Annotated in this window: 26 protein-coding genes and 1 pseudogene; 8 read left to right on the top strand and 19 right to left on the bottom strand. The window is 67.4% G+C overall.

All coding sequences use genetic code 11. The features are described from left to right. Positions 1 to 177: 177 nt before the first annotated feature. Positions 178 to 378, bottom strand: a complete 201-nt coding sequence (locus ACFXIV_RS19285) for a hypothetical protein (RefSeq protein ID WP_379400975.1) — start codon at positions 376 to 378, stop codon at positions 178 to 180. A gap of 313 nt (positions 379 to 691) precedes the next feature. On the opposite strand from ACFXIV_RS19285, the gene ACFXIV_RS19280 reads away from it, so the two are divergent. Further along, positions 692 to 1615, top strand: coding sequence for an esterase/lipase family protein (locus ACFXIV_RS19280; protein ID WP_379400974.1), 924 nt, complete (start codon positions 692 to 694; stop codon positions 1613 to 1615). A gap of 23 nt (positions 1616 to 1638) precedes the next feature. Here ACFXIV_RS19280 and ACFXIV_RS19275 read toward each other — a convergent pair whose 3' ends face one another. Beyond that, the gene (locus ACFXIV_RS19275; protein WP_379400973.1) at positions 1639 to 2526 is read right to left on the bottom strand and encodes an alpha/beta hydrolase; all 888 of its coding nucleotides are present in this window, start codon (positions 2524 to 2526) and stop codon (positions 1639 to 1641) included. Positions 2527 to 2531: 5 nt separating this feature from the next. Next, positions 2532 to 4040: a flavin-containing monooxygenase gene (locus ACFXIV_RS19270; protein WP_379400972.1), complete on the bottom strand. Its 1509-nt coding sequence runs from the start codon at positions 4038 to 4040 to the stop codon at positions 2532 to 2534. Positions 4041 to 4167: 127 nt separating this feature from the next. Here ACFXIV_RS19270 and ACFXIV_RS19265 point away from each other — a divergent pair, with 127 nt between their 5' ends. Further along, positions 4168 to 5421, top strand: coding sequence for a PucR family transcriptional regulator (locus ACFXIV_RS19265; protein ID WP_379400971.1), 1254 nt, complete (start codon positions 4168 to 4170; stop codon positions 5419 to 5421). Between the two features lie 453 nt (positions 5422 to 5874). Beyond that, entirely contained in the window at positions 5875 to 6111 is a 237-nt protein-coding gene (locus ACFXIV_RS19260) for a hypothetical protein (protein ID WP_379400970.1), read from the top strand. Between the two features lie 157 nt (positions 6112 to 6268). Here ACFXIV_RS19260 and ACFXIV_RS19255 read toward each other — a convergent pair. Then, positions 6269 to 6407: pseudogene (locus ACFXIV_RS19255) on the bottom strand (GMC oxidoreductase); the annotation flags it as partial. 307 nt (positions 6408 to 6714) lie between these two features. Between ACFXIV_RS19255 and ACFXIV_RS19250 the strand changes: the two are divergent. Next, on the top strand, positions 6715 to 7896 hold the full coding sequence (locus ACFXIV_RS19250) for a PucR family transcriptional regulator (RefSeq protein WP_379400969.1): 1182 nt from the start codon (positions 6715 to 6717) through the stop codon (positions 7894 to 7896). Here the strand turns inward: ACFXIV_RS19250 and ACFXIV_RS19245 are convergent. From ACFXIV_RS19245 to ACFXIV_RS19210, 8 genes are all read right to left on the bottom strand, one after another. Continuing rightward, positions 7860 to 8513 carry a TetR/AcrR family transcriptional regulator gene (locus tag ACFXIV_RS19245; protein ID WP_379400968.1) on the bottom strand — a complete coding sequence of 218 codons (654 nt, stop codon included), beginning with the start codon at positions 8511 to 8513 and terminating at the stop codon, positions 7860 to 7862. The two genes, ACFXIV_RS19250 and ACFXIV_RS19245, sit on opposite strands and share 37 nt — an antisense overlap. A gap of 80 nt (positions 8514 to 8593) precedes the next feature. After that, complete coding sequence (locus ACFXIV_RS19240) at positions 8594 to 9289, bottom strand: transporter (RefSeq protein ID WP_379400967.1); 696 nt, start codon at positions 9287 to 9289, stop codon at positions 8594 to 8596. A 72-nt stretch (positions 9290 to 9361) separates the two neighbouring features. Then, positions 9362 to 10654 carry an NAD(P)/FAD-dependent oxidoreductase gene (locus ACFXIV_RS19235; protein ID WP_379400966.1) on the bottom strand — a complete coding sequence of 431 codons (1293 nt, stop codon included), beginning with the start codon at positions 10652 to 10654 and terminating at the stop codon, positions 9362 to 9364. Positions 10655 to 10660: 6 nt separating this feature from the next. After that, positions 10661 to 11986, bottom strand: a complete 1326-nt coding sequence (locus ACFXIV_RS19230) for a saccharopine dehydrogenase family protein (RefSeq protein WP_379400965.1) — start codon at positions 11984 to 11986, stop codon at positions 10661 to 10663. A 244-nt stretch (positions 11987 to 12230) separates the two neighbouring features. Then, positions 12231 to 12881, bottom strand: a complete 651-nt coding sequence (locus tag ACFXIV_RS19225; RefSeq protein ID WP_379400964.1) for a GAP family protein — start codon at positions 12879 to 12881, stop codon at positions 12231 to 12233. A gap of 43 nt (positions 12882 to 12924) precedes the next feature. Next, positions 12925 to 13941: a hypothetical protein gene (locus ACFXIV_RS19220; protein ID WP_379400963.1), complete on the bottom strand. Its 1017-nt coding sequence runs from the start codon at positions 13939 to 13941 to the stop codon at positions 12925 to 12927. Then, positions 13938 to 15272 (bottom strand): Dyp-type peroxidase, encoded by a 1335-nt coding sequence (locus ACFXIV_RS19215; protein ID WP_379400962.1) that lies wholly within the window; start codon positions 15270 to 15272, stop codon positions 13938 to 13940. Before ACFXIV_RS19215 ends, ACFXIV_RS19220 begins: the two co-directional genes overlap by 4 nt. 11 nt (positions 15273 to 15283) lie before the next feature. Continuing rightward, positions 15284 to 15805 carry a hypothetical protein gene (locus ACFXIV_RS19210; RefSeq protein ID WP_379400982.1) on the bottom strand — a complete coding sequence of 174 codons (522 nt, stop codon included), beginning with the start codon at positions 15803 to 15805 and terminating at the stop codon, positions 15284 to 15286. Positions 15806 to 15968: 163 nt separating this feature from the next. On the opposite strand from ACFXIV_RS19210, the gene ACFXIV_RS19205 reads away from it, so the two are divergent. Beyond that, positions 15969 to 16982 carry an AraC family transcriptional regulator gene (locus ACFXIV_RS19205; RefSeq protein WP_379400961.1) on the top strand — a complete coding sequence of 338 codons (1014 nt, stop codon included), beginning with the start codon at positions 15969 to 15971 and terminating at the stop codon, positions 16980 to 16982. 2 nt (positions 16983 to 16984) lie between these two features. On the opposite strand, the gene ACFXIV_RS19200 is transcribed toward ACFXIV_RS19205, so the two are convergent. From ACFXIV_RS19200 to ACFXIV_RS19180, 5 genes are all read right to left on the bottom strand, one after another. Then, positions 16985 to 18088: a family 43 glycosylhydrolase gene (locus ACFXIV_RS19200; protein WP_379400960.1), complete on the bottom strand. Its 1104-nt coding sequence runs from the start codon at positions 18086 to 18088 to the stop codon at positions 16985 to 16987. Between the two features lie 127 nt (positions 18089 to 18215). Beyond that, positions 18216 to 19388, bottom strand: a complete 1173-nt coding sequence (locus ACFXIV_RS19195; protein ID WP_379400959.1) for a serine hydrolase domain-containing protein — start codon at positions 19386 to 19388, stop codon at positions 18216 to 18218. A 95-nt stretch (positions 19389 to 19483) separates the two neighbouring features. After that, complete coding sequence (locus ACFXIV_RS19190) at positions 19484 to 20764, bottom strand: RNA polymerase sigma factor (RefSeq protein WP_379400958.1); 1281 nt, start codon at positions 20762 to 20764, stop codon at positions 19484 to 19486. 11 nt (positions 20765 to 20775) lie between these two features. Continuing rightward, the gene (locus tag ACFXIV_RS19185; RefSeq protein WP_357011886.1) at positions 20776 to 21195 is read right to left on the bottom strand and encodes a YciI family protein; all 420 of its coding nucleotides are present in this window, start codon (positions 21193 to 21195) and stop codon (positions 20776 to 20778) included. A 120-nt stretch (positions 21196 to 21315) separates the two neighbouring features. After that, a complete protein-coding gene (locus ACFXIV_RS19180; protein ID WP_379400957.1) occupies positions 21316 to 21732 on the bottom strand; it encodes a serine hydrolase in 417 nt (138 codons plus the stop codon). A gap of 83 nt (positions 21733 to 21815) precedes the next feature. Here ACFXIV_RS19180 and ACFXIV_RS19175 point away from each other — a divergent pair, with 83 nt between their 5' ends. After that, positions 21816 to 23186: a flavin-containing monooxygenase gene (locus ACFXIV_RS19175; RefSeq protein WP_379400956.1), complete on the top strand. Its 1371-nt coding sequence runs from the start codon at positions 21816 to 21818 to the stop codon at positions 23184 to 23186. Between the two features lie 21 nt (positions 23187 to 23207). Here the strand turns inward: ACFXIV_RS19175 and ACFXIV_RS19170 are convergent, their stop codons facing one another. Together ACFXIV_RS19170 and ACFXIV_RS19165 are read right to left on the bottom strand one after the other, a co-directional pair. Further along, positions 23208 to 24260, bottom strand: a complete 1053-nt coding sequence (locus tag ACFXIV_RS19170) for an AraC family transcriptional regulator (RefSeq protein WP_379400955.1) — start codon at positions 24258 to 24260, stop codon at positions 23208 to 23210. Between the two features lie 4 nt (positions 24261 to 24264). Then, the gene (locus tag ACFXIV_RS19165; protein WP_379400954.1) at positions 24265 to 24903 is read right to left on the bottom strand and encodes a TetR/AcrR family transcriptional regulator; all 639 of its coding nucleotides are present in this window, start codon (positions 24901 to 24903) and stop codon (positions 24265 to 24267) included. A gap of 81 nt (positions 24904 to 24984) precedes the next feature. Between ACFXIV_RS19165 and ACFXIV_RS19160 the strand changes: the two genes are divergently transcribed. Together ACFXIV_RS19160 and ACFXIV_RS19155 are read left to right on the top strand one after the other, a co-directional pair. Beyond that, positions 24985 to 26406, top strand: a complete 1422-nt coding sequence (locus ACFXIV_RS19160; protein ID WP_379400953.1) for an amidase — start codon at positions 24985 to 24987, stop codon at positions 26404 to 26406. Between the two features lie 139 nt (positions 26407 to 26545). Beyond that, complete coding sequence (locus tag ACFXIV_RS19155) at positions 26546 to 26890, top strand: hypothetical protein (protein WP_379421300.1); 345 nt, start codon at positions 26546 to 26548, stop codon at positions 26888 to 26890. Positions 26891 to 26912 lie beyond the last annotated feature (22 nt).

Here is a 26912-nt window from a genome sequence, read left to right as displayed (position 1 = left end):
GATCGGCACGACATCCCATCAGCGCTACAGGCTGCCTCACCGACCGGCCGGGGCACGATCTAGCCCTAGGAATCGGACATCATTCCAGGCGAGGAAGGTGCTCACCGGCCGGCGGCTCGGCGACCAGCCTTCCCGACCCCGATCGCTACCGGGCCGGAATGAACTGATCGACTCCCATTAGGTGAAGTGGGCGTCGGAGTGGAAGAGGAGTTGCCAGTATTCGCTGCGGATTGCGTCCCATAGGTCGGCGAATTTGGTGAAACGTTCACGGGCCCAGCACAGGTCGTGGCAGGTGTTGTCGTCGAAGGCGGCGGGGTCGGGGGGTCGGGCGGCGTTTGTGACGGTGAGAGCGAGGATTTCGATGCTGCTACCGATCATGCGCCATGCAGCCTGTTTTCCGCCGACTGAGGTGTAGCGGGTCCGTTGTGTGCGATGTGCGGGTGTTGCTGACATGTATCGCGATCCGGGGTGGGGGTGAACGGTGCTGTCGACTGTCCTCCTCCGGCACCGGTGCGATCAATTGGGGAGGAGTTCAACAGAACGTCCGGGGTTGCCGCGTCGGGTTGGAGATTCCTACGGGGGTTCAGACGAACCACCGTGAACGTCGAGATTCCAGAAACACTCCTCCACCTGCGGGGAATTTATAGGACTAGACTGAGAGAAAAAGTTCGTTCGTTTCTTGGAGTTCGACATGGGCATACGCGAATGCGTCGGCTCGGTTCTGGCCACCACCGCGATTGCCTTGGTACCGAACGTCGTTGCGCCCGGCACGGCCACAGCCGCCGATCCGCTACCGGAGGCGACTTTCGAGCAGATGGTTGCCCGGGAAGCCTGGTTCGTGGTGTCCGGGCAGGATCCCGCACAATCGGCGCCCGGCGTGAATGTGCCGTGCGCACCGTCGGCGGCGCATCCGCGGCCGGTGGTGCTCGTGCACGGCTTTCCCGCCAATCAGTACAACGGGTTCGCGCATCTAGGGCCGAAGCTGGCGAATGCCGGGTACTGCGTGTACTCCCTGAATTACGGCGGGACCAACGCCTTCGACGGCGGGATCGACGGGGTGTCGGTGTCCGTGCCGCAGGTATCCGCCTTCATCGACCGCGTGCGGGCCGAGACCGGCGCCGCCAAGGTCGACCTTCTCGGGCATTCCGGTGGCGCGTTCGTTTCGCTCTACCTCGCGAAGACCGACCCGGCAGCGGCTGACCGGATCGGCGCGGTCGTCGTCCTGGCACCACCCACGAACGGAATCACCGGCGGACTTATCGGCGGCGCAACACAACTCGGGCTACGCGGGCTTTTCGCGAGCGTATGCGGGATCTGTGAGGACGTCTCCCCCGGCTCGGCGGCGATGACCCGGCTGCACGACGGCCCGATCGCCCGGACCGGCATTCGCTACACCACCATCGTGTCGGCGCACGACGCCATGGTGTCCCCGCCCGCCACCGCGGCCATTGCCGAGGGTGGCGTCACCGACCTCGTCGTCCAGGACCAGTGCCCGGACGACCCGGTCGGGCACAGCGGCTTGGCGTACGACCCGAGTGTGGACGCGATGATTCTGAACGCGCTGGATCCGGGGCGGCCCATGCCGGTGCGGTGCGGGAGCGGGCCGCAGTTCTGACCTGCCGATCGCGGACGTGGAGGTCACCGCAATACAGCGGTGAGGAACTCGAGCTGGTCGGCCACCGCCTGCTGCTGCCACGGGCCCTGATAGATGTCGAAATGGTCGACGGGGTACTCGCGAATACGCGCCCGCGGACCGGCTTTCGCAGCGACGCGCAGGGCCGCGCTCGGTGGCGCGACACTGTCGTTCGTGCCGACCTGCACCAGGATCGGACAGGGCACGCGCCTGGCGAACGTGGTGGGCCGGTTCAGCCCGACTTCCAGGGCAGCCCGAGCGCATACCTCGTTACGCCAGGTCGGTCCCGCGACCGGGATGACAGCCTCCACCGCGCCCGGGCTGGTCATGATGGCCGGCGATCCGGTCGGGCCGACGATCGGCACGTAGTGCGGCGGTCGCTTGGCGATGCTCCGGGCGAGGTCACGCAACCCGTGCCCGGCCGCGCGTGCGAGGTAACCGACACCGGCACGGCGCATGACGTGCGCCAGCGTGGCGAGTCCGTCCATCGCGGGGGTGATCGCCACGATCGCCGTGATCCGCCGGTCCTGGGCGGCGACCGCGACGGCATGGCCGCCGGAGTAGGAGGTCCCCCAGAGCACAACGCGTTCTGGGTCGACGCCGGGCAACTGCCGAGCGACGGCGATGGCCGCGTGGTAGTCCTCGCGCTGCTGTCGGTACGAAACACGCTGTCGTGGAGCGCCTTCGGAGTCTCCGAAGCCACGGTAGTCGAAGACCAGAACGTCGTACCCGGCCGCGACGAATGGTTCGGCATACCCGAGCAGTCCGGCGTCGCGGGTGCCGCCGAAGCCGTGCGCCATGACCACACACGGACGCCCGGGCTCGCTGCCCACCCCAGGAAAATGCCATGCGGCGCAACGGGTTCCATGGCTGGTGAAGGTGATGTTCCGCATCGCGCTCACCTCGCCGCGGCCACGGTCGCCGGGGCGGCGAAGGTGAACCGCAATGCGGTGTCGTGCACCGGACTCTCGCGCAGGCGCTCGGCGTCCTTCTCGTAGGCCATCTCCACTGTCCACGGGCCGCGAGTTCCCGCCCGCGGGAACCCCGCGATCCCCCGCTGGACATAGCCGGAGTGCAGGTCGTCCACGAGCGGCACCCGCTCCATGGCCGGGTCGGCCGCCGCCGGCATGACGGTGTGAAAACCGTTGGCGTCCATATGATCGAGCAGACGGCAGAAGTGCTCGCAGACCAGATCGGCCTTGAGCGTCCAGGAAATATTGGTGTAGCCGACCACGAAGGCCAGGTTCGGCACCTCGGAGAGCATCATCGACTTGTAGACCGTTGTCCGCGGCAGGTCCACCGGTCGCCCGTCGACCTCGAACCGGATCCGGCCGAAGGGCGACAGGTTGAAACCCGTTGCCGTCACGATGATGTCGGCGCTGAGCTGCTGACCCGATTCCAGCAGGATGCCGGTCTGCGTGAAGCGCGCGATGCGGTCGGTGACAACCGAGGCGCGGCCGCTCGACAGCGCCTTGAACAGGTCACCGTCCGGCACCACGCACACCCGCTGCTCCCACGGGTTGTAGCGGGGCGTGAAATGCGTGTCGACATCGAAATGGGCGGGCAGTTGCCGCCGCACCATGGCGATCAGCAGCCGACGCGCCGAGCCCGGGGCGCGCTTGCAGGCCTTGTAGATTCCGCGGGTGATCATGATGTTCTTCCGCCGGATCAGGGTGGCGGCGCGTTCGGCGCCCAGCACCCGGTTGAGAGCGCCGGCGATCACGTCCACGGCGGGCAGCGACATGACGTAGCTCGGCGACCGTTGCAGCATGGTGACGTGGGCGGCGCTGCCCGCCATCGCGGGAATCAGCGTCACCGCCGTCGCGCCGCTGCCAATGACGACCACGCGTTTCCCGGCGTGGTCCAGATCCGCCGGCCAATGCTGCGGGTGCACGACGCGGCCCTCGAATTCGTCGAGGCCGGCGAAATCAGGGGTGTATCCGGCACGGTGGTCGTACATTCCGGTGCCCAGGAACAGGAATCGCGCCGTGAATCGCACCTGCTCCGCGCTGCCGCCGTGTTCGACGAGGACCGTCCAGCGCCCGGTGGCGGAGGAGAACTGGGCGTCGAGCACCCGGTGACCGAATCGAATGTGTTCGGACAGACCGTTTTCCGTGATGGTGTCACGCAGATAATCCAGGATGAGATGCCCGTCGGCGATCGACTTGCGATGCGTCCACGGCTTGAAGCCGTAGCCGTAGGTGGGCATGTCCGAGTCCGAACGCAGACCCGGATATCGGAACAGGCTCCAGGTACCGCCGATCGAGTCGCGGGCTTCGAGCACCGCGAAGGACGTGCCGGGGCGGCGGGTCGCGAGGTGGTAGGCGGCATCGATACCGGATATACCGGCGCCGATGACCAGAACATCGAAATCGGTGGTGTCGTGGTGGCTGGACGGGATCGTCACGAAAGGTCTCCTGGGCCGCAGAGAGGCGGGGCTGTGATTCGGTTCACGTTAGGAGTGAGGTCGCCGCCGGGGTATGTCCGCCGGGCCAGCATTTGCCCTCGAAAATGTGCGGCTGCACACTGGGTGCATGAATGGTCCCGATCCGGCACCCGAACTCGTCGACCTCATGGGCCGAGTGGCGGAGTTGATGCTGGCCGATCTCGACCAGCTGGTCGCCGAGATGGATGCCGCCGAGATCGAGCTGTCCCCCATGGTTGGCGCCGACGCGGCACTGATCGCGGACATGACGGCCAGCAATCGCGCGAATGCCGCACGGCTGCTGACCGTTCTCGCCCGCCGGGAGGCCCGCGTATCCCCGATCGATGTGCCGCCCGAAGCGCTCGACGTGGCCCGCACGGTCGCGCGGCGCGGCATGGATCTGGACGTGATCTTCCAGTCCTATCGGCGCGGGCAGAACACCGCGTGGCGGCACTACCTGGCGCACGCCACGCGGATCGCGGGATCGGGTCCGCTGCTCGTGCCGCTGCTCGAGATCTCCGCTCAGCGCATGTTCGAGTACGTCGATCAGGTTGTCGGCCGGGTCATCTCGGTCGCTCAGCGCGAACGCGAGGAGATCCTCGGTGGCGCGCTGGCCCGGCGCGCCGAGACGATCCGGCTGATTCTCGACGGCGCGCCGATCGACAACCGCCGGGCGAGCGAGCGGCTCGGATACGACCTCGCCGGCACGCACACGGCACTCGTGCTGTGGTCTTCGCCGGCCGGTGAGGTCCAGGGCGCGCTGGAGTCCGCGGCGGCGATGCTGGCGCGGGCCGGTGGGGCGCGGCCCCCGCTCACGCTGTCCGCGGGCAGTTCCACACTGTGGGCGTGGGTGGGCACCCGTTCCGCCTTCGCGGTCGACGGCCTGCGCGGCGCGCTGGGTGCGGCCCACCCGGGCGTCCGGGTCGCGGTCGGCCCGGCGCGCTCCGGCATCGCCGGCTTCCGCCGCTCGCACGAGGCGGCGCTGGGGATGCACAACCTGCTCGCCGGGCAGCCGGACGCCGCGCGGGTCACGCTCTTCCACGACCTGGAGGTCACCGCGCTGACGGCGGAAAATCCCTCCCGCGCGGCCGAATTCGTCGCCGACACGCTGGGTCCACTGGCGGCGGACACTCCCGCTGCCGCCCGGCTGCGCGAGACCCTGCGCGTATTCCTGGAGGAAGCCGAGAACGCCCCGCGTACCGCGGCCCGCCTGCACACGCATCGAAACACGGTGCTGCAACGCGTTTCTCGCGCCACCGAGCTGCTCGGACATCGGCCGGGCGAACGCCGATTGGCCGTCGAGCTCGCACTCGAACTCGCCCATCGAATCGGAGCCCGCGTCCTGACTCGCACCGACACGTAGCCGGACGCGGGGTGACTCGCTCGAGGGTTTTTCGACCGCGAACTCGCCATTCGCGTCTTTTCATGGCTGTTGACAGCGTCACACCACCCTCCTAAAGTCGAATTCAATTCGAGATCGGACTACTGCCCGGCCCGTCGGCCGGTCGCGGTTTCAGCGCCCGTTTGTGGCGACAGCAAATGAACAACAGAAGCGGAGTGGGCCCATGCCCGAGAACCAACGCGCGAGGTCGGCCGAATGACCAGCGCACATCCTTCGTGCACCGTCGGCTCGACCGGTGGGCCCGATAGTGGGAGCTACGGCGGGCGTTGGACGGACCTCGGAACAGAGCCGCCGCGGGCACCCCGACCGTCGCACGAATCGACGCTCCGGTCCACAAGGCCCACGAGATCGCCGACACCGCCGGGATCCAGCCATGTTCCGGCCCCGAGTGACCCGCAGCGAAAGGCGGTGCCGATGACTCCCATCGAGAGCGAGATGCTCGAATTCGCGACCGCCTGGGCGCCGTACGGTGGCAATGACGCCGAGGCGTTCGTACGTTTCGGCTTGAGCCCGAAGGAGTTTCACGCCCGTCTCATGCGGCTGCTGACGTCTTCGGCGTCGCAGGTGCTCACCGGGGCGACCGCGTCCACGCTGCGCAAGCAGTGCATGGAGCGATTGCGTCACCCTGCCGTGGATACTCCCGCCCGGTAGCGGACCCGGTACGGCGTGCAGGCGATCCGCCTGCACACCGTCGTTTCCGGTATCGACCTCATGAGCAGCGCGTAGGGCCTGCTCACCCATTCATGTCCCCGCAGTGGGGAGTCCGCCGCGAGTCACTCGGTCTGCGCGGCGGAGGCGAGAGTCTCGCTTATCCCGAAATCCCGGCATCGGCCGCGATCAGGTCGGCGGCCTTCTCGGCGATCATGATGGTGGCCCGCGTTGGTGTTGCCGCGCACGACCGTCGGCATGACCGAGGCGTCGGCCACGCGCAGACCTTCCATGGTCCGGCGTCAACGCGGTCATCAGCGATTCCCGATCGGTGCGATAGTTCAGGAAGGCACATCAGGGATCTCGGACAGCCGGGCGGCCAGCACGGATCCTGCGGAACCCGCGCCCACGACGACATAGTCGTACACGATCGGCACCTCTCTTCGCTTTCGCATCGAACTCGGGCCGATATGGCCCAGATCACTATCGATCTCGATACTGCAAGCGAAGCCCCGGTCCACACCATGTGCCCGAGTCGGCGGATCCGGGTTGCCGACTGTGTTCCAGCGCACAACACGATCTCGTCATTTTCGTACTATCGAACGCATGACAGCCCTGATCGGACCGCCCGCCAACGGGTCCGAGGCGGTTGCCCACACCCTGCTCGCGGACGTCGACGACCTCACGAGTGAACTGGTCGGGCGCATCCGCACCGTAGACCATGCCTACGCGGAAACCGCCGCCCTGCCGGAAGCCGTGCTGCGCACCGCCGTCCACGACAATCTGGAGGCCATGCTCGGCCAGCTCGCGGGCATCAGCGGGCGACGGCTACAGGCGGCCACCGAGGTCGGCAGGGCCAAGGCCGAACTGGGTATTCCGCTCGCCGCGCTGCTGCACGCCTACCGGCTGGCGGGCCGGCTGATCTGGGAGCGGTCCTTGGCCACCGCGGACCGGTCCGGCGAAAACATCCTGCCCACACTGGGTTCGGAGGTCTGGCGGCTCATCGACGACTACTCGAGCGCGGCGGCCGACGCCTACTCCGGCTTCCTGACCGAGCGTGTCACCAGGGCCGACGCCGAACGGCAGGCCATGCTGCGCACCTTGTTCTACAGCGACACCGACGCCGCGTCGCTGGCCGATATCGTTCGCATGCTGCACCTGCCGCGGGCCGGTGTCTTCGTCGTCGTACACGCCGAGTCCGGTGTGCCGTCCACCAATCCGGTGCCGGGCGCGGAGGGCGGGCTGCGCGCGGCCTACGTGCACTCGGTGTGGCTGACCGAATCGGATGCTCGCATCGGGCTGCTCAGCCTCGGAAATCAACGCGCACTGGATCATTCGCTGACCCGGCTCCGGCAGATCGTGAGCGGCCGGGTCGGCGTCAGCCGCATCTTCACCACACTGTCGATGACCGGCGCGGCCGTGCGCGAGGCCGAACTCGCCGCCCGCTGCACCCACCCCGGCTCGAACGCCGTCACCGTCTACGGGCACACCCCGCTCCCGCTGGTGCTGGTCAGCGCGCCCGAGGCCGCCCGCAGCCTCGCCGACGAAATCCTCGGCCCGATCCTCGAACTCGACGACGAGGACCGTGACAGCCTGCTCGACACCCTCGATCTATGGTTCGACTGCGGCGGATCGAACACCGAGGTCGCGCAGCGGCTGAACTACCACCGCAACACCATTCACTACCGTCTCCGCAGAATCGAGACCCTCACCGGGCGTCGCTGCTCGGATCCCAGATCCGCCGCGGAGCTCTATGTCGCGCTCCGCGCGGTTCGGCTCGGTTCCTGACTCGAGTCCGTGCCCGGTAGCTGCGGCGGTCCGTACAGCGCGGATATCCAAATGTTGTAGAGCACGTCGACGACCCGCTTCGGATCCGCTTGCGGGGCACGGCCCAACGCCTGGGTCAGATAGCGTTCGTCCATCCAAACCAGGGCACGGGCGGTTTCGGTGACATCGAGATCGGCGCTGATGCGGCCGGCGGCCTGATCGTCGGTGATGCGTTTGGCGGTGGCGTCGATGAATCGTTGCACCAAGCCGCTGTACGCAGCGTCGACCTTCTCATCGCTGCCGGCCGCATCCGATAGCGCGCTCAATACCGCGCCGTGCTCCAGGTAGACCTCGGCCAGTCCCTCGAAAGCCGCCCGGGCATCGTTGAGCAGGTCGGTCCCCACCAACCAGCGGTCGACCATCCCGAACACTTCCTGCCCGAGTTCGTCGGTAACCCGCAACACGAGGTCGTGGCGGTCTCGGAAGTGGACGTAAAAAGCCGGACGCTTGAGCCCGGTGCGGCTCATCACCGCATCGACGGTCATCTCACGAAACGGCCGCTCGCTCAGGAACTCCTTTGCGGCGTCGAGGATCTCGCGTTCCGACTCTTTGGGATCATGCTTCGGGCGTCTGCTCATCGTGTCCTCACTACTTCACGATAAAGGTGACCCCGCGCAGCCGCCGCCGGGCGTGTCCGCCTATCGGCCAGATTCCACCATCATCTGGACCGCCCCCGGCTGACCACGGGCTGATCGGATTCCGTTCGCTCGTTGTGGCGGTGCAGCGCGCGATAGCCGTAGTAGTACATCATCATCTGGAATCCCCAGGTCGCGAGCGCACCGATATAGAAGAACGTGTGGTCCTCGTCATCGCCGGGTATGTGATAGAAGTCGTACGTCGCGGCGATGACGAATCCCGCCGCGGTGGCAAGGACCACCCCGATCGCCTGTCCTCGCTCATCGATATTCCAGAGCCGTCGCGCGAAGTAGAGCAGGAACAGGGACGTGATGACGTTCACCACGACATAGAAGGTCGCCCCGGCGACGCCTATCCGGTCGGCGAATATCGACAGGTACAGGCCCGCGACGGTGGCAAGCGCGAAGACGGCGATATCGATTGGCAGCGAAGGCTTGTAGCGGTGGGTCACCTTCATCAACCCCAGGACGAGAATCAACGTGATTCCGACGGCCCTGGAGAACGCATCGAAAAAGAGCGCGATGTGGTACATCGGGTTGTTCCGAGGAGCGCCGAACAATGCGAAGAAGAAGAAATTGGTGCCGGAGGTCGCAACGATGGTCCATTCGAGGCCGAGTAGGTAATTCCGGAAATTCCGAATGAATTTCCAGCCATAGGTGAACCCGACGAAGATCATCCAGAGATCGGCGATTAACAGCAGTAAGTTCTTGATTTCCATGGTCATCTCTTGTGTTCGAAGGCCTGGCGGCCGTGTTCGAAGGGCCCTGCCTGCTGCCGGGCCCGTCGTTGATCAGTGGCGTGCCAACCGGTCGGACAGACGGTCACCCAGCCAGCCGAGCTCCAGTGCCGGTCCGCTGACGAAGCTGGGCCAGAAGCCGCCGCGGCCGTGCCAGATGGTTTTCAGGTCCTCGGGCATGGGTTCGCCGGAGAGCCGACCGGCCAGCATGTGGCCGACATACTGGGCTTGCGCGAAGCCGTGCCCGTTGCACGCCAGCGAATACAGCACGTTGGGTGAGGCCTCCCCCGCCACGGGCAGCCAGGAGGAGCTCATGCCGATCCAGCCGCCCCACGCCCGTTGCGGCGCGACATCGTGCAGCCCGGGGAAGCGGTCGCGGAAACCCCGGACGAGGTCGTCGACGACGCGCGTCGACGGGGTCCGGGCGAGCAGCGGACCGCTGGCCGTCTCCAGGCGCCGGGTACCGAACACGATCGAGTTTCGCGGGGTGACGCGATAGCTCTCCAGGATCATGTGCGCGGTCACCATGGGCGCCCGACTGGTCCAGCCGATTTCGTCCAGGCGTTCCGGGGCGATCGGCTCGGTTTCCACCAGGGACGTCCATACCGGCGAGACCAACCGGCGCGGCGCGATCGAGAGGTTCTTGCTGTAGGCGTTGGTGGTGAGCAGCGCCTGCCTGGCACGCACCTGGCCATTGGCCGTCTCGATGGTCACCGCGCTGTCGCCGTCGGTGACGTCCTGCACGCGAGTGTGCTCGAAAACCCTTGCCCCCGAAGCGAGGACGGCGTCGCGCAATCCGAGGACGTACTTGGCCGGATTCAAGGTTCCGCCGATGCCCTCCCGCATACCTCCGAGGAAGCCGTCCGGGAGGCCCGCCGCTCGCCTTTCGACGAACTCGGCCGACGACCCCGCCTCTGCCATGATCTTGGCGTTTCGGCGCGCCTTGCGGAGCTGTCCCTTCGACACCGCGGCCTGCACGATTCCCACCTTCTCGAAATCGCAGTCGATGGCACGATGCTCGATGGCGTCCTGGGTGAATTCCACTGCGGCTTCGGCGAACTGGAACAGCGCCCGGACCTTGCTGCGGCTGAACAGCAATGCCAGCAACGCCGGGTCGGCCGCGATCGAGTTGGTCATGTAGCCGGCGTTGCGTGAGCTGGGGCCCCACCCGCAGGTTTCGGCTTCGAGAAGCACGACGTCGGCACCGGATTCGGCGAGCCGCAGCGCCGCGGTCATGCCGCCGACGCCACCCCCGATGACGGCGACGTCGCACGTGATGTCGCCGGCGAGTGCGGGCTCGCCGGTGATGGGCGGTGCGGCCCAACCGGTTTCAGTCAAGAGATCCATGTGCCGTCACCGCCCGCCCTGCTCGGCCGAGGCACTCACCTTGCGCGACGTCACCGCCGAGCTCGGTGCGACCAGCGCCTCGACGACCTCATGGGCTTGCGCCCCGCCGGTCTTGGCGAACGTCCGGTAGAAGAGCTCCGGCTCGGCCCAGTCCTCGGGGGCCAGGACGCCGGACAGATCGCCCAGTTCCTGGATGGCCAGCACCATGAACGCCGCGGTCGCCGAACCGGTGGCGGAGGCCATGTCGGTCCAGGCGGTGCCAGGACCGCTGACCGGCACTCGACGCACCGAAACCACACGTTCCCCATCACGTTTGCCGATCAGGCGCACATAGTTCGTCCCGCGGAACGCAGGATGCTTACCGGCTGCTGCCGTCGCCAGGTACTTCAGCACCTCGCGCGCACCGATCTCGCCGCGGCGAACCGTGCCCCACAGCCCCGACAACGCGTGCTTCCACACCCGGAGCGAGCCGGTCTTGTCGGTCATCACGTCGTTGACGAAATCGATCGCCTGGTCCATCGAGATCTTGTCCTGCTGCACCGCCACGGCGATGCCGCGCATGATGCCGTTGACGGGCGGCGGATCGAGCGCACCGAGCACCCGAATCCGGTCGGCGCCCGGCCAGCGCCGCGGCATCGTCACCGCCTCGGGATGCGCACATTCGTAGAACCGGTAGCCATCGCCGAAGCTGTTGCCCAGCGCGAACACATCGGTTTCGAGGAAGGTCTGATGAGTCACCGCGCGTCCGTGCTCCCAGGTGTGACAGGGTCCGGCATAGCCGCGAATCGCGTGATCGAGCACCGCACGCCCGTACGGCACCGGCCCTTCGTCGCCGGTCACCCAGCACACATCGATGCGCTCGACCGTGTCCATATCGCGGGCCGCGTCGGCCGCCATCACATTGGTCAGTCCGGGTGACGCGCCACATCCGACGAAGATCGGCACGCCGGCCTGCCGCGCCCGGGCATCGAGTTCCATTGCGGCGAGGGTGCTTTCCTCATCGTCGTCGAGGTCGAGATAGGGCACCCGCTTCTCGAGGCACGCCTCCATCACCGGCTCCGCGGTCCGGTTGTAGGGCCCCGCGCCGAGCACGACGAGTGCGGCGCCCTCGATCGCGTTGCGCAGCGCGACCCCGTCGAACAGATCGAACGAGCCGATCGTCACTTCCTTGGTCGGCAATGTCGCGACGAACGCCTCGAGCGCCTCCGGCCGGATGTCGTACAACTCCAACTTCCAGCCGCCGCCCCCGGCCGTTTTGGCGAAGCGATCGATCGCCACGCGGCACATGTCACCTGCCGCGCCGATGAAGACAATTCTCTTTGCTGTGGTCATGGTCACAGGCTAGAGCGACACTTACGCAGTGTCAATGACGCTCTGTAATTTTAATTTGGCCGGTACATGATCGACATTTCACCTGGTCGGCATCGGTGTGGTGTGGAAGTGGGCCGGAGTTCTGGACCGCGGCGTGCGGCGAACCGTGCAACGACAGCATGAGACCGTCTCGGGCCGTTGAGCTTCCGCCGACGACCCGAGACGGTGGTGAGACACTGTGTGGCACAGTGCGATCAGTACCTGGTCAGAATCCGCTCAAGCCCTTGGCGAAGGCGGTGGTGCCCATCACCATGAACACCACGGCGATCACAGTGTGGTTGTTCGCCTGTAGCCAGTTCTTCAGGCACGCCAGTCCGCCGCGCAGTTGATTCGCCGCGACGGCGTAGCCACCCACGGGGACGACCACCGATGCCGCGCCCAGAAAGACGAAGACGGCGATTGCCGCGGCAGTGCCGGCCGGGTTCAGCCCCGAGGTGCCGATAGTCACGCCCGCTGTGATGCACAGGAGCAGGTTTTTCGGATTCAGTACCGACAGCAGTAGACCGAAGCCGGCAGCCTTGGCGACTCCGAGTTCATCGATGGCTTTCATCCAGCCCGGTATCGAATCGTCCTTGCGGCTGCCCCATTGACGGAAGGCGATGAACACCAGCAGCAGTCCCATGGCGATCTTGATCACGGAGGCCGCGGCGGAGGGCCGGCCCGCCGAACTCATCAGCCCGGATGCGGCAGCGGCTGTCACGAGCCCCGTGACCGTCAGGATGCCCGTCACCCAGCCGAGCGCGAAGCCCGCGCTCGCCCGGCCGGCGTTGGTGGAGAGCAGCATGAGGATGGCCGCCACCACCGGAATGGGTGACAGCGCAACGCCTATGGCCAGTGGCAGCAGTTCTCCGATCACAGGTCCCACCTCTGCGGCATCGGGCCGGCGTTTGCAGCTGCGGTCATTTCATCGCCGCGAGGTTGCGCCAGAAGTTGGCGAGGCTGTCGGTGCCGCCGAAGAGGGTGGTGAAGTTGGTGGAGTCGGCCATCACGATGTCGCCGGCGCGTTCGACGGTGGGGGGCAGCCACAGCAACGTATTGAACTCGGTGTTGCCCGCCTCGATGAACGGGTGGGGACGGGACAGTTCGATGGGCTGACGCGCGAGCAGGCGCACCGAATCGCTTTCGGGCTCGGTCAATTCGTAGTGGGGCAGGTGCGGGTGGAAATTGAAGGTGGTGACGTCGTCGAGCAAGCGCGGGGTGTCGAGGTCACGGAAGGAGGTGAGCGGCGCGATCGAGCGAGTGCCTTCGACGACGGCGGGCCGCAGGCCGTAGACGTTGTGCACCGGGACGTTCAGGGCGGTCATCAGCGAGCGGGTGTAGGCGCCGAACCGCTGCTGGCGCGGCACCAGCGGATCACCGTGGTGTTCGAACTCGATCTGGCGCTGCTTCAGGTCATCGGTGAAGCCGACGTCGTGGTGCGGGGCGAGGAGCAGGCAGGTGCCCTCGCGCTGGAGCCACTGCTGGATTGCGGCGATCTCCTCGGGAGCCGCTTCCTCCTGCGCGAGAAGGTGATCGAGGCCGAACACCATGAGGGTGTCGGTGTCGGCGAGGATGCGTTCGTCGATGGGCTGTTTGAATCCGGCCTGGTCGATGCGCTGGAACACCGCCACCGGATGCCCCGTCACCTCCCCGGCTACCCGCTGGAAGTCGAGGGTGGAGCGGTGGAACAGTTCGAGGGTGCCCGCGATGCCCTGCAGGAAGTGCGCGGCATCGTATTCCGGCGTCTCGTAGGCAGGCCAGGTGGCCTGGCGCACCTCGGTCATGGTGGAGAAGCGGTTGTCCAGTTCGGCCGTATCCCGTTGTGCCTCCCAGGGATAGCTCCACGACCAGTAGATGCTGACGCGCCGCTTGCCGGGGGTGTAGGGGCGGGCCAGGTGGGCCTGGTTGTAGGTACGGGCCGGGGTGAACGATGTCATGCTGCTGCCTCGATATCGGTGAGAGTGGTCAGGTAGCGCAGGGCGCGCAGCCCTGGCAGGAAGAAGTAGGCGCCGCCTCGGAGGCTGGTGAACGCCGGAATTCCGGTGATGGTCTTGCGAATCGGACGCTTCGGGATCTTGAACTCCAGCGTGCCGTCCTGGTTGCCGATGATTGGATCCCGCTCGTTGCCCAGTTCGTGGAACGACTTGTCGTTGACCCACACGTTCTGCGCGAACTCGAACTGGCGCACCAGGCTCGCGCACAGCACGAAGGCCGCGATGCCGCGGTCGGCGCCGTCGTCGGGGACTCCCTCCGGCAGGTGCGGCCCATAGGTCGCGCCGCGGCGAATCATGCGGCGGCGCTGCATGTTCACGCCCGTATCACGTGGATTCATACGCCGGATATGCGACCCGAGCGGCACCGCGTAGCCGTGCGGATCCATCTGTTTGTAGTTGAAATCGTTGTTGCGGCTCATATCCGCACCCAGTTCCGGATCGTCGGCCTCCGGAGCGAGGACCAGCGGCGCGCCACTACGCCAGCGGCCCATCAGTTTCGCCGCCACCAGCTCCTGTTCCTCGGCGGTGTCGCCGTGCTCGGCCATGAAGTCACGGAATCGGCCCACGTGTTCGCGCAGGCGGCGATAGGCCATGAAGGTGCCGTTGCGCGAAAGCACCTCGGGCTGCGGCAGATCCAGCGGCGGCCCACTCTCGTCGTCGTAACCGAGGATGAACTCCCCGGCCTTCAGCGGTGCGCCGCTGCCCGGCGTGGGCTCCTCCCCCGTACCTTCGATCACCGGCTGCGACAAGCGATCCCGATAACCGAAGTGGTCGTGCGCGTAGCCGAGCGGCGGTACGGCCTCCAGATCCAGCGACGACAGCACCGTGACACCCGGGCAGGCGGCAAGGAGTGCATCGTGTTCGGCCACCCGTCGGTCGCGTTCGGCGGCGTCACGGGCGAAGAGGATGACGATCGCGTGCAGATCGTCACCGGCCGTGCCGTCGATCCAATGGTCGGGATGGTTGGCCCCGGCATCACCCAGGACTTCGGCCCGGGCGGCCATGCCCTGGCGGAATTCCTCCGGGAAACTCGCCAGCGCGTCGGCCGGGACGCCCAGGGCGCGCAGTCCGGTCCAGGTGAAAGCCACGGACACCCACTGCTTGTCGGTGTCCACCGAGTCCTGCAAGTCGGCGACCGAGGGCACGCGGTCGGCCATGGCAGCGAGCCACGCACGCGCACCGGCGGCGTCGGTGAAGGACAGGAACTCGTAGCGTCCGGTCAGCGCCGGCACCCGGGTCAGCAGGATGTGCTGGATATCGTCGAATTCGAGCATCACAACTCCCGCTACTGCATCTCGTCGAGCATGTCGGAGAACGCCGCTTTGAGCCGCAGGGCCTTCTTGACCTCGTCGGAGGTCACATACGGGTATTCGCCGTATTCGAGGAAGCTCGGGAACTGGTGCTTGCGGAAGAATTCGATGGCGGCGGCCCGATTGGTGCGCCAATCCTCGGGAAAGCCTTCGAGATTCACGAATGCGGTGGTGATGCCCGTAGACAGGAACAGGTCGAGCGCGTCCTCGAGGTACTTGTCGAAATCGGTGTCGAAGATGCCCTGATACTGGAAGGTCAGGCCGTCGCCGATATCGAACAGCACCCACCGCAGATAGTGCAGCCGCAGCGGCGCAAGCACATTCGGATCCTGTTCGACCGCGGCTTGGATGACCTTGCCGTGTTCCCGGATCGCCGTCTCATGACCCGGCTTGACCTTGGCGACGATGGAAAACCCATAGTTAGCTGGCGTGCGGGGATAGACCGGGCCGTAGCGCCCCTGTTCGTACTCGAAGTACCCCGTCTCGGGGATCGCCATCGCTTCTGGCTTGGACCAATCCTCGTTGCTTGTGGCCACGTCGTCATCCCTTCCTTCGGTCTGGCTTCGGTTGCTGGAACGAAACCCACTGTAGGCAGCGCAGGGACCGACGGCTTATCATTACGGGACAGGATGCTGATCATTTCGGGACGTCGGAGGCTCGGTGAAACCACTGGCCCGCTACGCGGCGCTGAACGAATACGTGGAGCTGTGCCGATCGCTGGGCATCGACCCGGTGGGGCTGTTGCGCGCGTCCGGCCTGGACCCGGCCGGTCTGAGCCTGCAGGACCGCTGGGTGCCCGCCGCCGCGATCGCCGAGCTGCTCGAGCACTCGTCCGTCGCGACGAACTGCGCCGATTTCGGGCTGCGCCTGGCCGAGCGCCGCCGCTTCGCCAATCTGGGTCCGCTGAGCCTGGTGGTCCGCGAGGAGCCCGACGTCCGCAGCGCTCTGACCGTGATGTCGCGGCACGAGGACACGTACAACGAGGCGCTGCACACCCGCCTCACCGAACAGAGCGGCCTCGCCACCATCCGGCTGACCCTCGATATCGGGCAGCCCGGCGATACCCGCCAATCCGTCGAACTCGCCGTCGGCGTGCTGCACGGCCTACTCGCCGGTTTCATCGGTGCCCCGTGGCAGCCGGTGGAAGTCCGCTTCACCCACCCCGCCCCGCCCGATCTGCGCGCCCATCACCGGGTCTTCGGACCGCAGGTGACCTTCGAGCAGGACTTCAATGGAATTCTCACCTACACAAGCGATCTCGATGCGCCCAATGCGATGGCGGATCCACAGCTGCGCGCCTACACCCAGCGGCTGCTGGACCCCGTCCACCCGGTCCGTCCCGCGACCACCGCCGACCGCGTCCGCGAGCTCATCGAACTGCTCCTCCCCACCGGCCGCTGTTCGGTGGAGCAGGTGGCCCGCAGCCTGGGCGTCGACCGCCGCACCGTCCACCGCCGCCTCGCCGCCGAAGGCGAGACCTTCAGCTCACTACTGGATTCGACCCGCGCCGAACTGGCCCGCCACATGGTCGCCAACCCACGCCGCTCCCTGACCGAGACCGCCGAACTCCTCGGCTTCTCCGCCCCCGGAAACTTCTCCCGATGGTTCCGCAAACAGCACGGCTGCAGCCCCGCACAGTGGCGCCGCGCCCGGGCATCGGCCGAGGCGACATGACCTCAGCGCCGCGGCTCGGGCGTCACCGGGGTTCCCCGAGCGTTGTGGTCTTTGCCGTCGATCACGATAGGGGCGTCGGGGCCGAAGGCCATGCCGAATTGCGGGCGGCCGTCCTTGCCGAAGTACATGGGCTGGACGCGGATGCTGCGGCCGGGCCAGCCGGTCCCCGGTTCGAGGCGGGCGTGGTAGGTGATCCAGGGGCGGCCGTCGATGGTGAGGAATCCGTTGTGGCCGGGGGCAATGGCGCCGGGACCGCCGGGGAGTACGGGGCCGCCCGATTTGGTCCAGGCGTCGGGGTCCATGGGGTCGCCGCCGCGCGCCAGTTCGAGGAGGCCCAGGCAGTAGGTGTCGTCGAAACTGGCGTTGGCGGAGAAGGTTGCGAAGAGGCGGCCGTCGGGTGCGATGAGGGGTTGCGGGGCCTCGTTGATCAGGAGGTCCGCGTCGTTGGGGACGGTTTCCCAGGCGGCGGTGGGTGTTGCGATGCTGACGCGGTCGCCGATCGGCGTCATGGGATCCGACATGCGGACCACGCAAATGTCTTGTACGCGTGTGTCATCGGGGTTGCGCAGGCAGGACCAGAAGAAGTAGCCGGCGCCCGCGTACTGCTGGTAGGTGCCGTCGATGGCCCAGCCGCCGGGCAGGTTCAGCGGCCCGAGATATTCGTAGGGGCCGGTCGGGTCGTTTCCGGTGGAACGCAGCGCGTACATCCGATGGGTCTCGTTGCGGTCGTCCTCCTGCCCCGCGAAGTAGATCCACCACCGGTCGCCGATGTGCACGAGTTCCGGAGCCCAGATCTTGGTGCAGGCGGGGGCGGGGCAGTCGGGGTGCTCCCACACCACCTTCGGCTCGCTGTCCTCCAGTCCCCCGAGGGTGTCCGAGCTACGGATCACGATGTTGTCGTCGTTGTAGAAGTCCCCCTGCACCAGGTGGAATCGGCCCCGGTAGTAGGTCATGCTCGGGTCGGCCCCGGCGGCCAGCACCGGATTGGTGAATACTTCGCTATGCGCCCCGGTTGCCGAGGCCTTCGGCGTATTGCCCCCTGCGACCATTGTTCCGACGCCCACCGTCAGAACACCGACCAGCCCGACAGCTCTTCGCCAACCCACCAGCACCACCTCCAGCAAACGTCGAGAATTCAGTCTCGACGCCGTCGTGGGCTAGTTCAATCACATACGGAAAGCCGCAGGACTGCACAGCGATTCGCTGGGACTCCACAACGATCGGCTGCGCTGCTCACCGGCTCTCGGCGCACAGGGCATGGTCGATCAGGGCGCCGGCCACGTTCTCCTGGTCGCGGATGTGTTCCGGAGTGTCGCCGCGCGCCTCGGACATGGACACCACGGCGCTTCGCGTGCCGTCCTCGGTGACGCCGTTGAGGGTGATGTAGCCGCCGTCCCCGCCCTCGTGACTCCAGTAGGTTCCTCCGCAACCGAGGGGCCGTTCGGCCAGGCCGAGCCCGTATCGGCCACCGGGCCACAGCTGTTGGAGTTCCGCACTCACCGGGACGGTCTGCTTCATCTCCGTGAGCAGCCGCGCGGGGAGTAGCCGGCCGCCGAGCAGCGCGCGGAAGAAGCTGTTCTCGTCCCGGGTGGTGGTGACCCACGAAAGGATCTCGTGCTCAACGGGTATCTGATCGGTGACGTCCATCTCGGCGCCGGGACCGAAGAATTGGTAGGCCCGGGCGTGCGGCTCGGGCAGGGTGGGCGAGGCGCCGGTCCACCGGGTCTGGTCGAGCCCGAGCGGGCCGAGGATGCGGGCTTCGATCTCCTGGTGGGCGGGTCGGCCGGTGGCCTGCTGAATGATCATGCCGAGCAGGACATATCCGGTATTGGAGTACTGCCAGCCCTGCCCGGGTGGGAAGTCCGGCGCCTGGGCCATGGCACGGGCCACCAGCTGCTCGGGACTGTAGAGGTCGTAGCGCTGCTGGTAGTACTCCTCCGGCGTGGTGTATCCGGGCAGGTCGTCGTGAATACCGCTGGTGTGCTGGAGCAGGTGGCGGATGGTGATCCGGCTGCCGTCGTTCCCGTTGCCCTGCACGACTCCCGGCAGCCAGCGGTCGACCGTGTCGTCGAGAGTCAGCGTGTGCTCGGCCTCGAGTTGGAGGACCACGGTGGCGACCAGGGTCTTGGCGGTGCTGGCCATGCGGAAGTAGCCGTCCGCGGGGACCGGGAGGCCGGTGTTCAGGTCGGCGGTGCCGCTGATGGCGACCGATTGCCCGCCGTCGGGTGTGATGACGCGGGCCTGCACGCCGCTGATGCCGAGGGCGTGGATCGCTTCGGTGTCCTGACGCAACTGCTCCACGAGCGAGGAACCGGTGGGCTGGGCGACCGCGGTGGCCATCTCGGCGACGAGCAACGCGGCGGCGCCGAGGGCAACCGAAAGGCGCCCGCGCAGAGTCGAAGTCATTGACTGAACGCTAGTTTCGCCACCGCCCCGGCGTAATCCGGCACATCCCCAGAATCGGCATGGGGGAAATCCCCGAGCGCGACCCGAGGAGCTGGTCAATCCAGTTCGGCAAGTTTGGCTTCGAGCAGGGTGCGTTCCTGGTCATTGCCGCACAGGGCAATGGCGAGGTCGAATTCGGTTCGGGCTTCGGCTTTCCGGCCCAGTCTGGCGAGCAGTTCCCCGCGGACGCTCGGGAGCAGATGGGAATTCGGAAGGGCCGCAGCCGATCTGAGGTCGTCGACGATGGCGAGGGCCGGGGCTGGACCCTCGGCCATGGAGACCGCGACAGCCCGGTTGAGGTCGATGATCGGGGACGGCGAGAGCCGGGCCAGGGCTTCGTAGAGCAGGACGATGCGCGGCCAGTCGGTGGCCTCGACGGAGTCGGCGACGGCGTGACATTCGGCTATCGCGGCCTGCAGACCGTAGGCGCCGAGGCCGCGGCCGATGCGGGCTGCCTGGTCGAGGGCGGCGCGGCCGCGGCGGATGGCCGCCCGGTCCCAGCGCATTCGGTTCTGGTGTTCGAGCAGGATCGGCCGGCCGGTGGCGTCGGTGCGGGCGGGGAAGCGGGCGGCGGTCAGTTCCAGCAGAGCCAGCAAGCCGTGGACCTCGGGCTCCTCGGGGACGAGGCGGGCCAGCACCCGGGCGAGGCGCTGGGCTTCGGCAGCGAGGTCGAGGCGGATCAGGTGTGCGCCGGAGGTGGCCGAGGAGCCTTCGGTGAAGATCACGTAGACGACGTTCAGGACCGAGCCGAGCCGGGCGGCGCGTTCGTCGGCCGGGGGGATGGCGAACGGAACCTGTGCCACCGCAAGGGTTTTCTTGGCGCGGGTGATGCGGGCCTGCACCGTCGCGGTGGGCACCAGGAAGGCCTTGGCGATCTCGTCGCTGGTCAGGCCGCCGACCACGCGCAGGGTCAGCGCCACCTGTGCTTCGCGGGACAGCACCGGATGGCACGACACGAACATGAGCGCGAGCACGTCGTCGTCGATCTGATCAGGATCCCAGAGCGGTTCCGCCCCTGGCGTTTCCGCGGGTGTCCCGCCGGTGGCGACCCCGCCCTCGCCCAGGTCGCGGGCGAGGGCGCGGTACCGGTCGTCGCGGGTGGCGCGGCGGCGGAAGGCGTCGATGGCACGACGCCGGCCGACGGTGAGCAGCCAGCCCGCGGGATTGCGTGGCACGCCGTCGCGCGGCCAGGTCACCAGCGCCTCGGCCAGCGCCTCCTGGGCGAGGTCTTCGGCCAGGGTGAAGTCGCCGGTGTAGCGGGCCAGGGCGCCGACGATGCGCGCGGATTCGATGCGCCACACCGCGGCGACGGCGTCACGACCGGTGGGGTCGGCCATGGCTCAGCGGCTCACAGCTGCCCGGTGGCCTCGCGCCAGGCGCGTTCCTTCTGGATCCACTCGTTGTCCTGCGGGAATTCGTCGATGGTGGTGACGCGCCGGATCTCGGTCTTGAATCCGGGACCGAACGACGGCGCCCGCCTGGCCCATTCGACGGCCTCCTCCTTGGAGGCCACGTTCAGGATGTAGAAGCCGCCGAACAGCTCCTTGGTCTCGCCGTAGGGTCCGTCGGTGACCAGCGGCGGCTCCGACGAGAAGTCCACCACCACACCCTCTTCCGCACTGTCGAGACCCTCCGCGGCCAGCAGGACCCCAGCGCGGATCAGCTCGTCGTTGAAGCGCCCGACGGATTCGAGCACCTTCTCGAAGTCGGCCTCGGCCATGGCCGCATTGCCCTCGTCGCTGGCGCGCCAGATCAGCATGTACTTCACGGGATTGTCCTCCTTGTCGCGGGTCGCTGTCCGACCCTCTCACACCAAGGTCGAACGACCTCCCCGACAGATCGACACGGCCGCGAAAAAAGATCGACAGGGCCCGATCGCCACGAGTGGTCAGCGACAGCCGCCGAGCTGTTGGAGGACCGCCCGGTAGCGGGTGTGCCATTCCGCGTTGCCCTGGCCAGCGAAGTCCCCGTCGCCAGTGAACTGCACGGTATACGCGAAGCGCACGCCCGTCAGGCAGCCCGCGGGGCACGCTTCCATCCCGGCGGGCTGCCACAGCTGCTGGGAGAGAATCTCATTGAACGGCTGGTCGTAGACCTTCTCCAGCAGCCAGGCGAGCACCTGGGTGTTCGCGCTGTTGTAGTTGAAGTGGACGCCCTGGGGTTCGACCCCGGGCAGTGATTTCAGGAATTCGTGGCGAAGTAGCCGGCGACGAGCGTTCCTCGATGTACGAATTCGAGGGCACGCTAACGGCGCCGCGACCAACGGGGCGTCGAGTGTGCCGATCCGGTTGTCCGGTTTCCCCACTCTTATGGCCGGATCGGCCCTCCTGGATTCGCGGCTCCGGCGGGTTGAATCCCCTTATTCTTCGGCACGCGAATGGAGAGTCCATGGCAGACAACGAAACTCAACCGGCACAGCGGCGAGTGTGCATCGTCGGCGCCGGTCCGGCCGGGCTGTCCGCGGCGCGGGCACTGAAGCGGCTGGGCATCGCCTATGACCAGTTCGAACGGCATTCCGATGTGGGCGGAATCTGGGATCTCGACAATCCGGGTTCACCGATGTACGAGTCCGCGCACTTCATTTCGTCGCGGAAGACCTCGGGATTCTTCGACTTCCCGATGCCCGATACCTATCCGGACTACCCGGGCAATCGGCAGATCCTCGACTACACACGGGCTTTCGCGGATGCCTACGGGTTGCGCGAGACCGTCCGGTTCAACACCGAGGTGACCGATGTCGAGAAGGACGGCGGCGACTGGCTGGTGACCCTCGCGGACGGCGCGCAACATCGCTACCGGGCCGTCATCTGCGCCACCGGCGTCACCTGGGCGCCCCGCCGACCCCGGCATCCGGGCGAATTCGCCGGCGAGATCCGGCACTCGTCGGAGTACCGCAGCCCGCTGGAGTTCCGCGGCAAGCGGGTACTCATCGTCGGCCTGGGCAACTCGGGGGCCGATATCGCGTGTGATGCCGCAGCCAATGCGGCCGCCGCATTCGTCAGCATCCGGCGTGGCTATCACGTGATTCCCAAACATGTCCTCGGGATCCCGAGCGATGAGCTCGCCGATACCGGGCCGCAACTGCCGCTCTGGCTGGAGCGGCCGTTCTTCCGCGCGTTACTCCGGCTCGTTCAGGGCGATCTCACCAAATACGGTCTGCCCGAGCCGGATCACAAACTGTTCGAATCGCATCCGCTGCTCAACAGTCAGCTCGTCCACCACCTCCAGCACGGCGATGTGGCGATCCGGCCGGATATCACGAGCCTGGACGGCACTCGGGTCCGGTTCGCCGACGGCAGTAGCGAAGAGGTCGACCTGGTTCTCTACGCCACGGGCTACGACTGGGCGATCCCCTATGCCGAGCGGCATTTCACCTGGAACGAAGGACGACCGGATCTGTATCTGTCCGCGTTCAACCGGCAGCATCGAAATCTGTTCGGGCTGGGCTATCTCGAGGTCAATTCGAGCGCCTACACCCTGTTCGATCACATCAGCAATGTGCTGGCGCAGTACCTGCACGATCAGGACCATGCCCCGGCGCGGGCGGCGGCGTTCGACCGCTTGATCGCCACCGATCATCCGAAGCTCAACGGCGGCATCAACTTCCTGCCCACCGCACGCCACCGCGCCTACGTCGACGCCCGCGCGTATCACCGCTACCTGGGCGCGCTGCGCCAGCGCCTGGGCTGGCAGACCCTCACCCCGGGCATGTTCGACGCGGTCGGATCCGCCCGCGATGTCCGGCAGACGCAGGCCTGAGCGCCCGGCACGGCACCGGTCTCACTCCGGTTCTCGCCGTATGGAACTCGGCGGATGCCCGTTCCAGCGGATGTACGCGCGTCGGAATTCCCGGATATCGCTGTAGCCGACTTCACGGGCGACCGCGCCGATGGACAGACCGGATCGGCGCAGCAGGAAGATCGCGCGCCGCTCCCGCACCCGGTCCCGCACCGTGCTGAAACTCGCACCGGCGGCGGCGAGTTGGCGGCGCAGGGTGCGCTCGGTGACATGCAGGTGGGCGGCGACCTCGGCCATGGTCGGCGGATGGCGGAGGTCGCGCTCGAGCACCGCTTCGACGGCCACCACGATGTCCGGGGCCGGACGGCCGACATCCAGCAGCCGCCGGCAGGCCGCGATGGCGACGGTCCGGGTCGGCGCACTATGGGTGGGCAGCGGAAGCTCCAGTGCGGCAACGGGAATGACCGCGCGGTTGGCTCCGGCGGAGAAGTCCACCGGGCAGCGCAGGAAGCGGTGGTACTCGGCGGCGTACGGCGGGGGCGGATAGCCGAGTTCCACCCGGGTCGGCGACCAGCCCGGGCCGAGCACCGAGCGCATCAGAATCAGCACGCTGCACAGCACTTCCTCGCACAGGAAGGCGAGCAGCCGGGGTTCGGGCCGGCGCTCGTGCAGCCGCAGCGCGACCTCCTGGCCCGAGCGCTCGACCTCCACATCCATCAGGGTCCCCGATGCCTGATGCAGATCGATCCCGACCGACAGCGCCTCGCCCACGGTGGCGCACGAGCGCATGGCCACCCCCAGCATCCCCATCGACAGCAGGCTGTCGCGCATGCCCACCCGCATGCCGAGCGGCCGGCCGGGCAGCGCCTCCACCGCGCGACGCAGGACGGTCACAGCTTCCTGGAACGACACCTTCACCGAGTCCACCGCGACCAGGCTGTCCGGATCCAAACCTGTTCCCGCGAACCAGGATTCGACGTCACAGCCGTCACGCCGCCCGATCTCGGCGACCCCGATCAGCACGGCGGGCGGAATGATCGGCAGGTCCAGCCGGGCGTCCACCCGGTCCCGGTGCCGCACGGCGGGGTCGGTCACCGCGCTACTCCTGAGGTGCCGGCTGCCGCCTGAGTTGCAGGGCCGGCTCGATATGCCCGCTGTCGAGCAGGAATCCGAGGAACATCGCACGGAAGGCCGCGTGCACGGTGTCCGGCGGCAGCGCACCCGGCGAGGCCAGCTCGTGCAGCGCGAGCCCATGCGCCAGCGCCGTGAAGGCAGGCGCCATGGCATCCGGATCCGGGGCCCCGGCCGCCCGCGCGCCCGCGGCGGCGGCCCGGCGCGCGGCGGTCAGCGCGCGGGTGACCGCGTCACGGGATTCCGGCCGACGCGCCGCGTGCAGGTAGGCCTCGAACAGCGCAAGGGTTTCCGGTGTGCGCGGCGTGGCGGCCGCGGTGAAGGCGGCCGCGATCTCGTCGGGTGAACCGTGCGCCTCGGCGAGCGACTCCGCGATCGCGATCTGGGTGTCGGCATCCTCTTCGGTGTAGACGCGCAGCGCCTCCTCGGTCAGCGCGTCGATGGAGTCGAAGAAGTAGCCGACGGTGGTCAGCGGCAGCCCGGCCTTCTCGGTGACCGCGCGATGGGTCACCCCGGCCACGCCGACCTCGGCCGCCACCTCGACTGCGGCTTTGAGCAGGGCTGCTCGCCGGGCCAGGGCGCTCGGGCGATGGCGGCGTTCGGTCACGCCACCCACCCTAGTCGCTCTCTGTAATTCCTTACAGATTTACCTGGGCAAAGTCTGTAAGTTCTTCTAGGCTTGCTCGGCATGACGCCCCTCCACGCCTTTCGCGACGATGCCCTCGGCGAACACGACGCGGTTGCCCTCGCCGACCTGGTCCGCGCCGGCGAGGTGAGCCCGCGGGAGCTCGCCGCCGCCGCCATCGACCGAGCCCGCGCGGTCGACCCCGAGCTGCACGCGGTCGCCTGCCCGCTCTACGACTCCCCGCGCTATGCCACCCGGCCCGGCAGCGCGCTGTACGGGGTCCCGACGTTCGTGAAGGACAACACCGATGTCGCGGGCCTGCCGACGAACCATGGCAGCGAAGCCTTCCGGGCCCGGCCCGCCGCGAAGGACGGGGCCTACACCCGCCAGTTCCTCGGCACCGGACTGACGCTGATCGGCAAGTCGCGACTGCCGGAGTTCGGCTTCAACGCCTCCACCGAGTACATGACCGAGCCGGCCGCGCGGAACCCGTGGAGCCTGGCCCATTCGATCGGCGCGTCGTCCGGCGGCTCGGCCGCGCTCGTCGCCGCCGGCGTCGTCCCGATCGCGCACGCGAACGATGGCGGCGGATCCATTCGCATTCCGGCCGCGTGCGGCGGACTGGTCGGACTCAAGCCGAGCCGCGGCCGGCACGTGGACGGCGAACAGGTGAAACACCTTCCCGTTCACATGATTTCCGAGGGCGTGGTCACACGCACGGTCCGCGATACCGCGGCGTTCGTGGCCGCCGCCGAGGATGTGTGGCGCAATCCGAGACTCGCACCGGTCGGGGCGGTGCACGGCCCGGCCCAGCGCCGGCTGCGAGTGGGGCTGATCATGCACAGTGTCACCGGCGCCGAGGTCGACGTGCCCACCCGGGCGGCGGTCGAGCACACCGCGAGCCTGCTGGAACGGGCCGGTCACATCGTGGAACCAATCACGCTGCCGGTCACCGCGCAGTTCGCCGCCGACTTCGTGCAGTACTGGGGATTGCTCGCCGATCTCGCGGTCAGCACCGGGAAGATCATCCTGGACCGGTCCTTCGACGCCGCCAAGGCCGACGGCCTCACCCGCGGCCTCCGCGACCATCACCGCCGCACCCTGCACCGCACCCCGGGTGCGCTGCGGCGACTGCGCCGGGTGCCGGCCGCCTACGCCCGGATGTTCGCGCGGCACGAAGTGGTCGTCTCGCCGGTGCTCTCGCACACCACACCGGAACTCGGATTCGTCTCGCCGACGGTTCCGTTCCCCGAATTGATCGAGCGGCTCACCGGTTACGTGGGCTATACACCGTTGAACAATGTCGCCGGAACCCCCGCCATATCGCTGCCCATGGGCCGAACCAGCACGGGACTGCCGGTCGGCGTGCAACTCTCCGGTGCGCACGGCGACGAGCGAACCCTTATCGAACTGGCGTATCTCCTCGAATCCGAACAGCCTTTCCCGCGTATCCACCTCCCGACGGAGGGCCAATTGCTGGGATGATTCCCGAAATGACGCCTGAGAATCGGGCATTCTCTCCGAAATTTCAGGACATTACTCGCACGTAGCCGCAACACCGGGTGCATTCTGGACTACAGGTAAGGAGTCTTCTCGGTTCGAGGGAGGTAGGGACATGGTCAGGGTGACGGCGGTCAAGCCGAACGGAGAGCACTGGCATCCGCATCCCGGTGACGCCATCGAGGACCCGGGCGAAGGCCCAGCTCTGGTGCTGTGCCTGCTCGGCATCGCAAGCCTCGGCATGACACTCACTGCCGCCGCGTCCGGCTACCACGGCTGGGCGATACTGGGCGCGATCGCGACCGCGGTGCTCATCGTCTCGGGTTTGCTGATGATCCGCTTCGAATATTTCCGCGAATTCAAGCGGGAGCAGCGTGCCGGGCGCCAGGGGCACAACCCTCTGGTCCGCGGGGCATGGCGTCCGCGTCAGGTCAGTTCGTGGCAAGCGCGGCGTGGAGTCGAGTCGTGACCGGTCACCCGGCCACGACCCG

It is taken from the genome of Nocardia sp. NPDC059236, assembly GCF_042754085.1.
In the GTDB taxonomy this organism is placed as follows: domain Bacteria; phylum Actinomycetota; class Actinomycetes; order Mycobacteriales; family Mycobacteriaceae; genus Nocardia.
The sequence above is the reverse complement of the archived record's forward strand: the minus strand, read 5'-3'. Positions and strand labels throughout refer to the sequence as shown.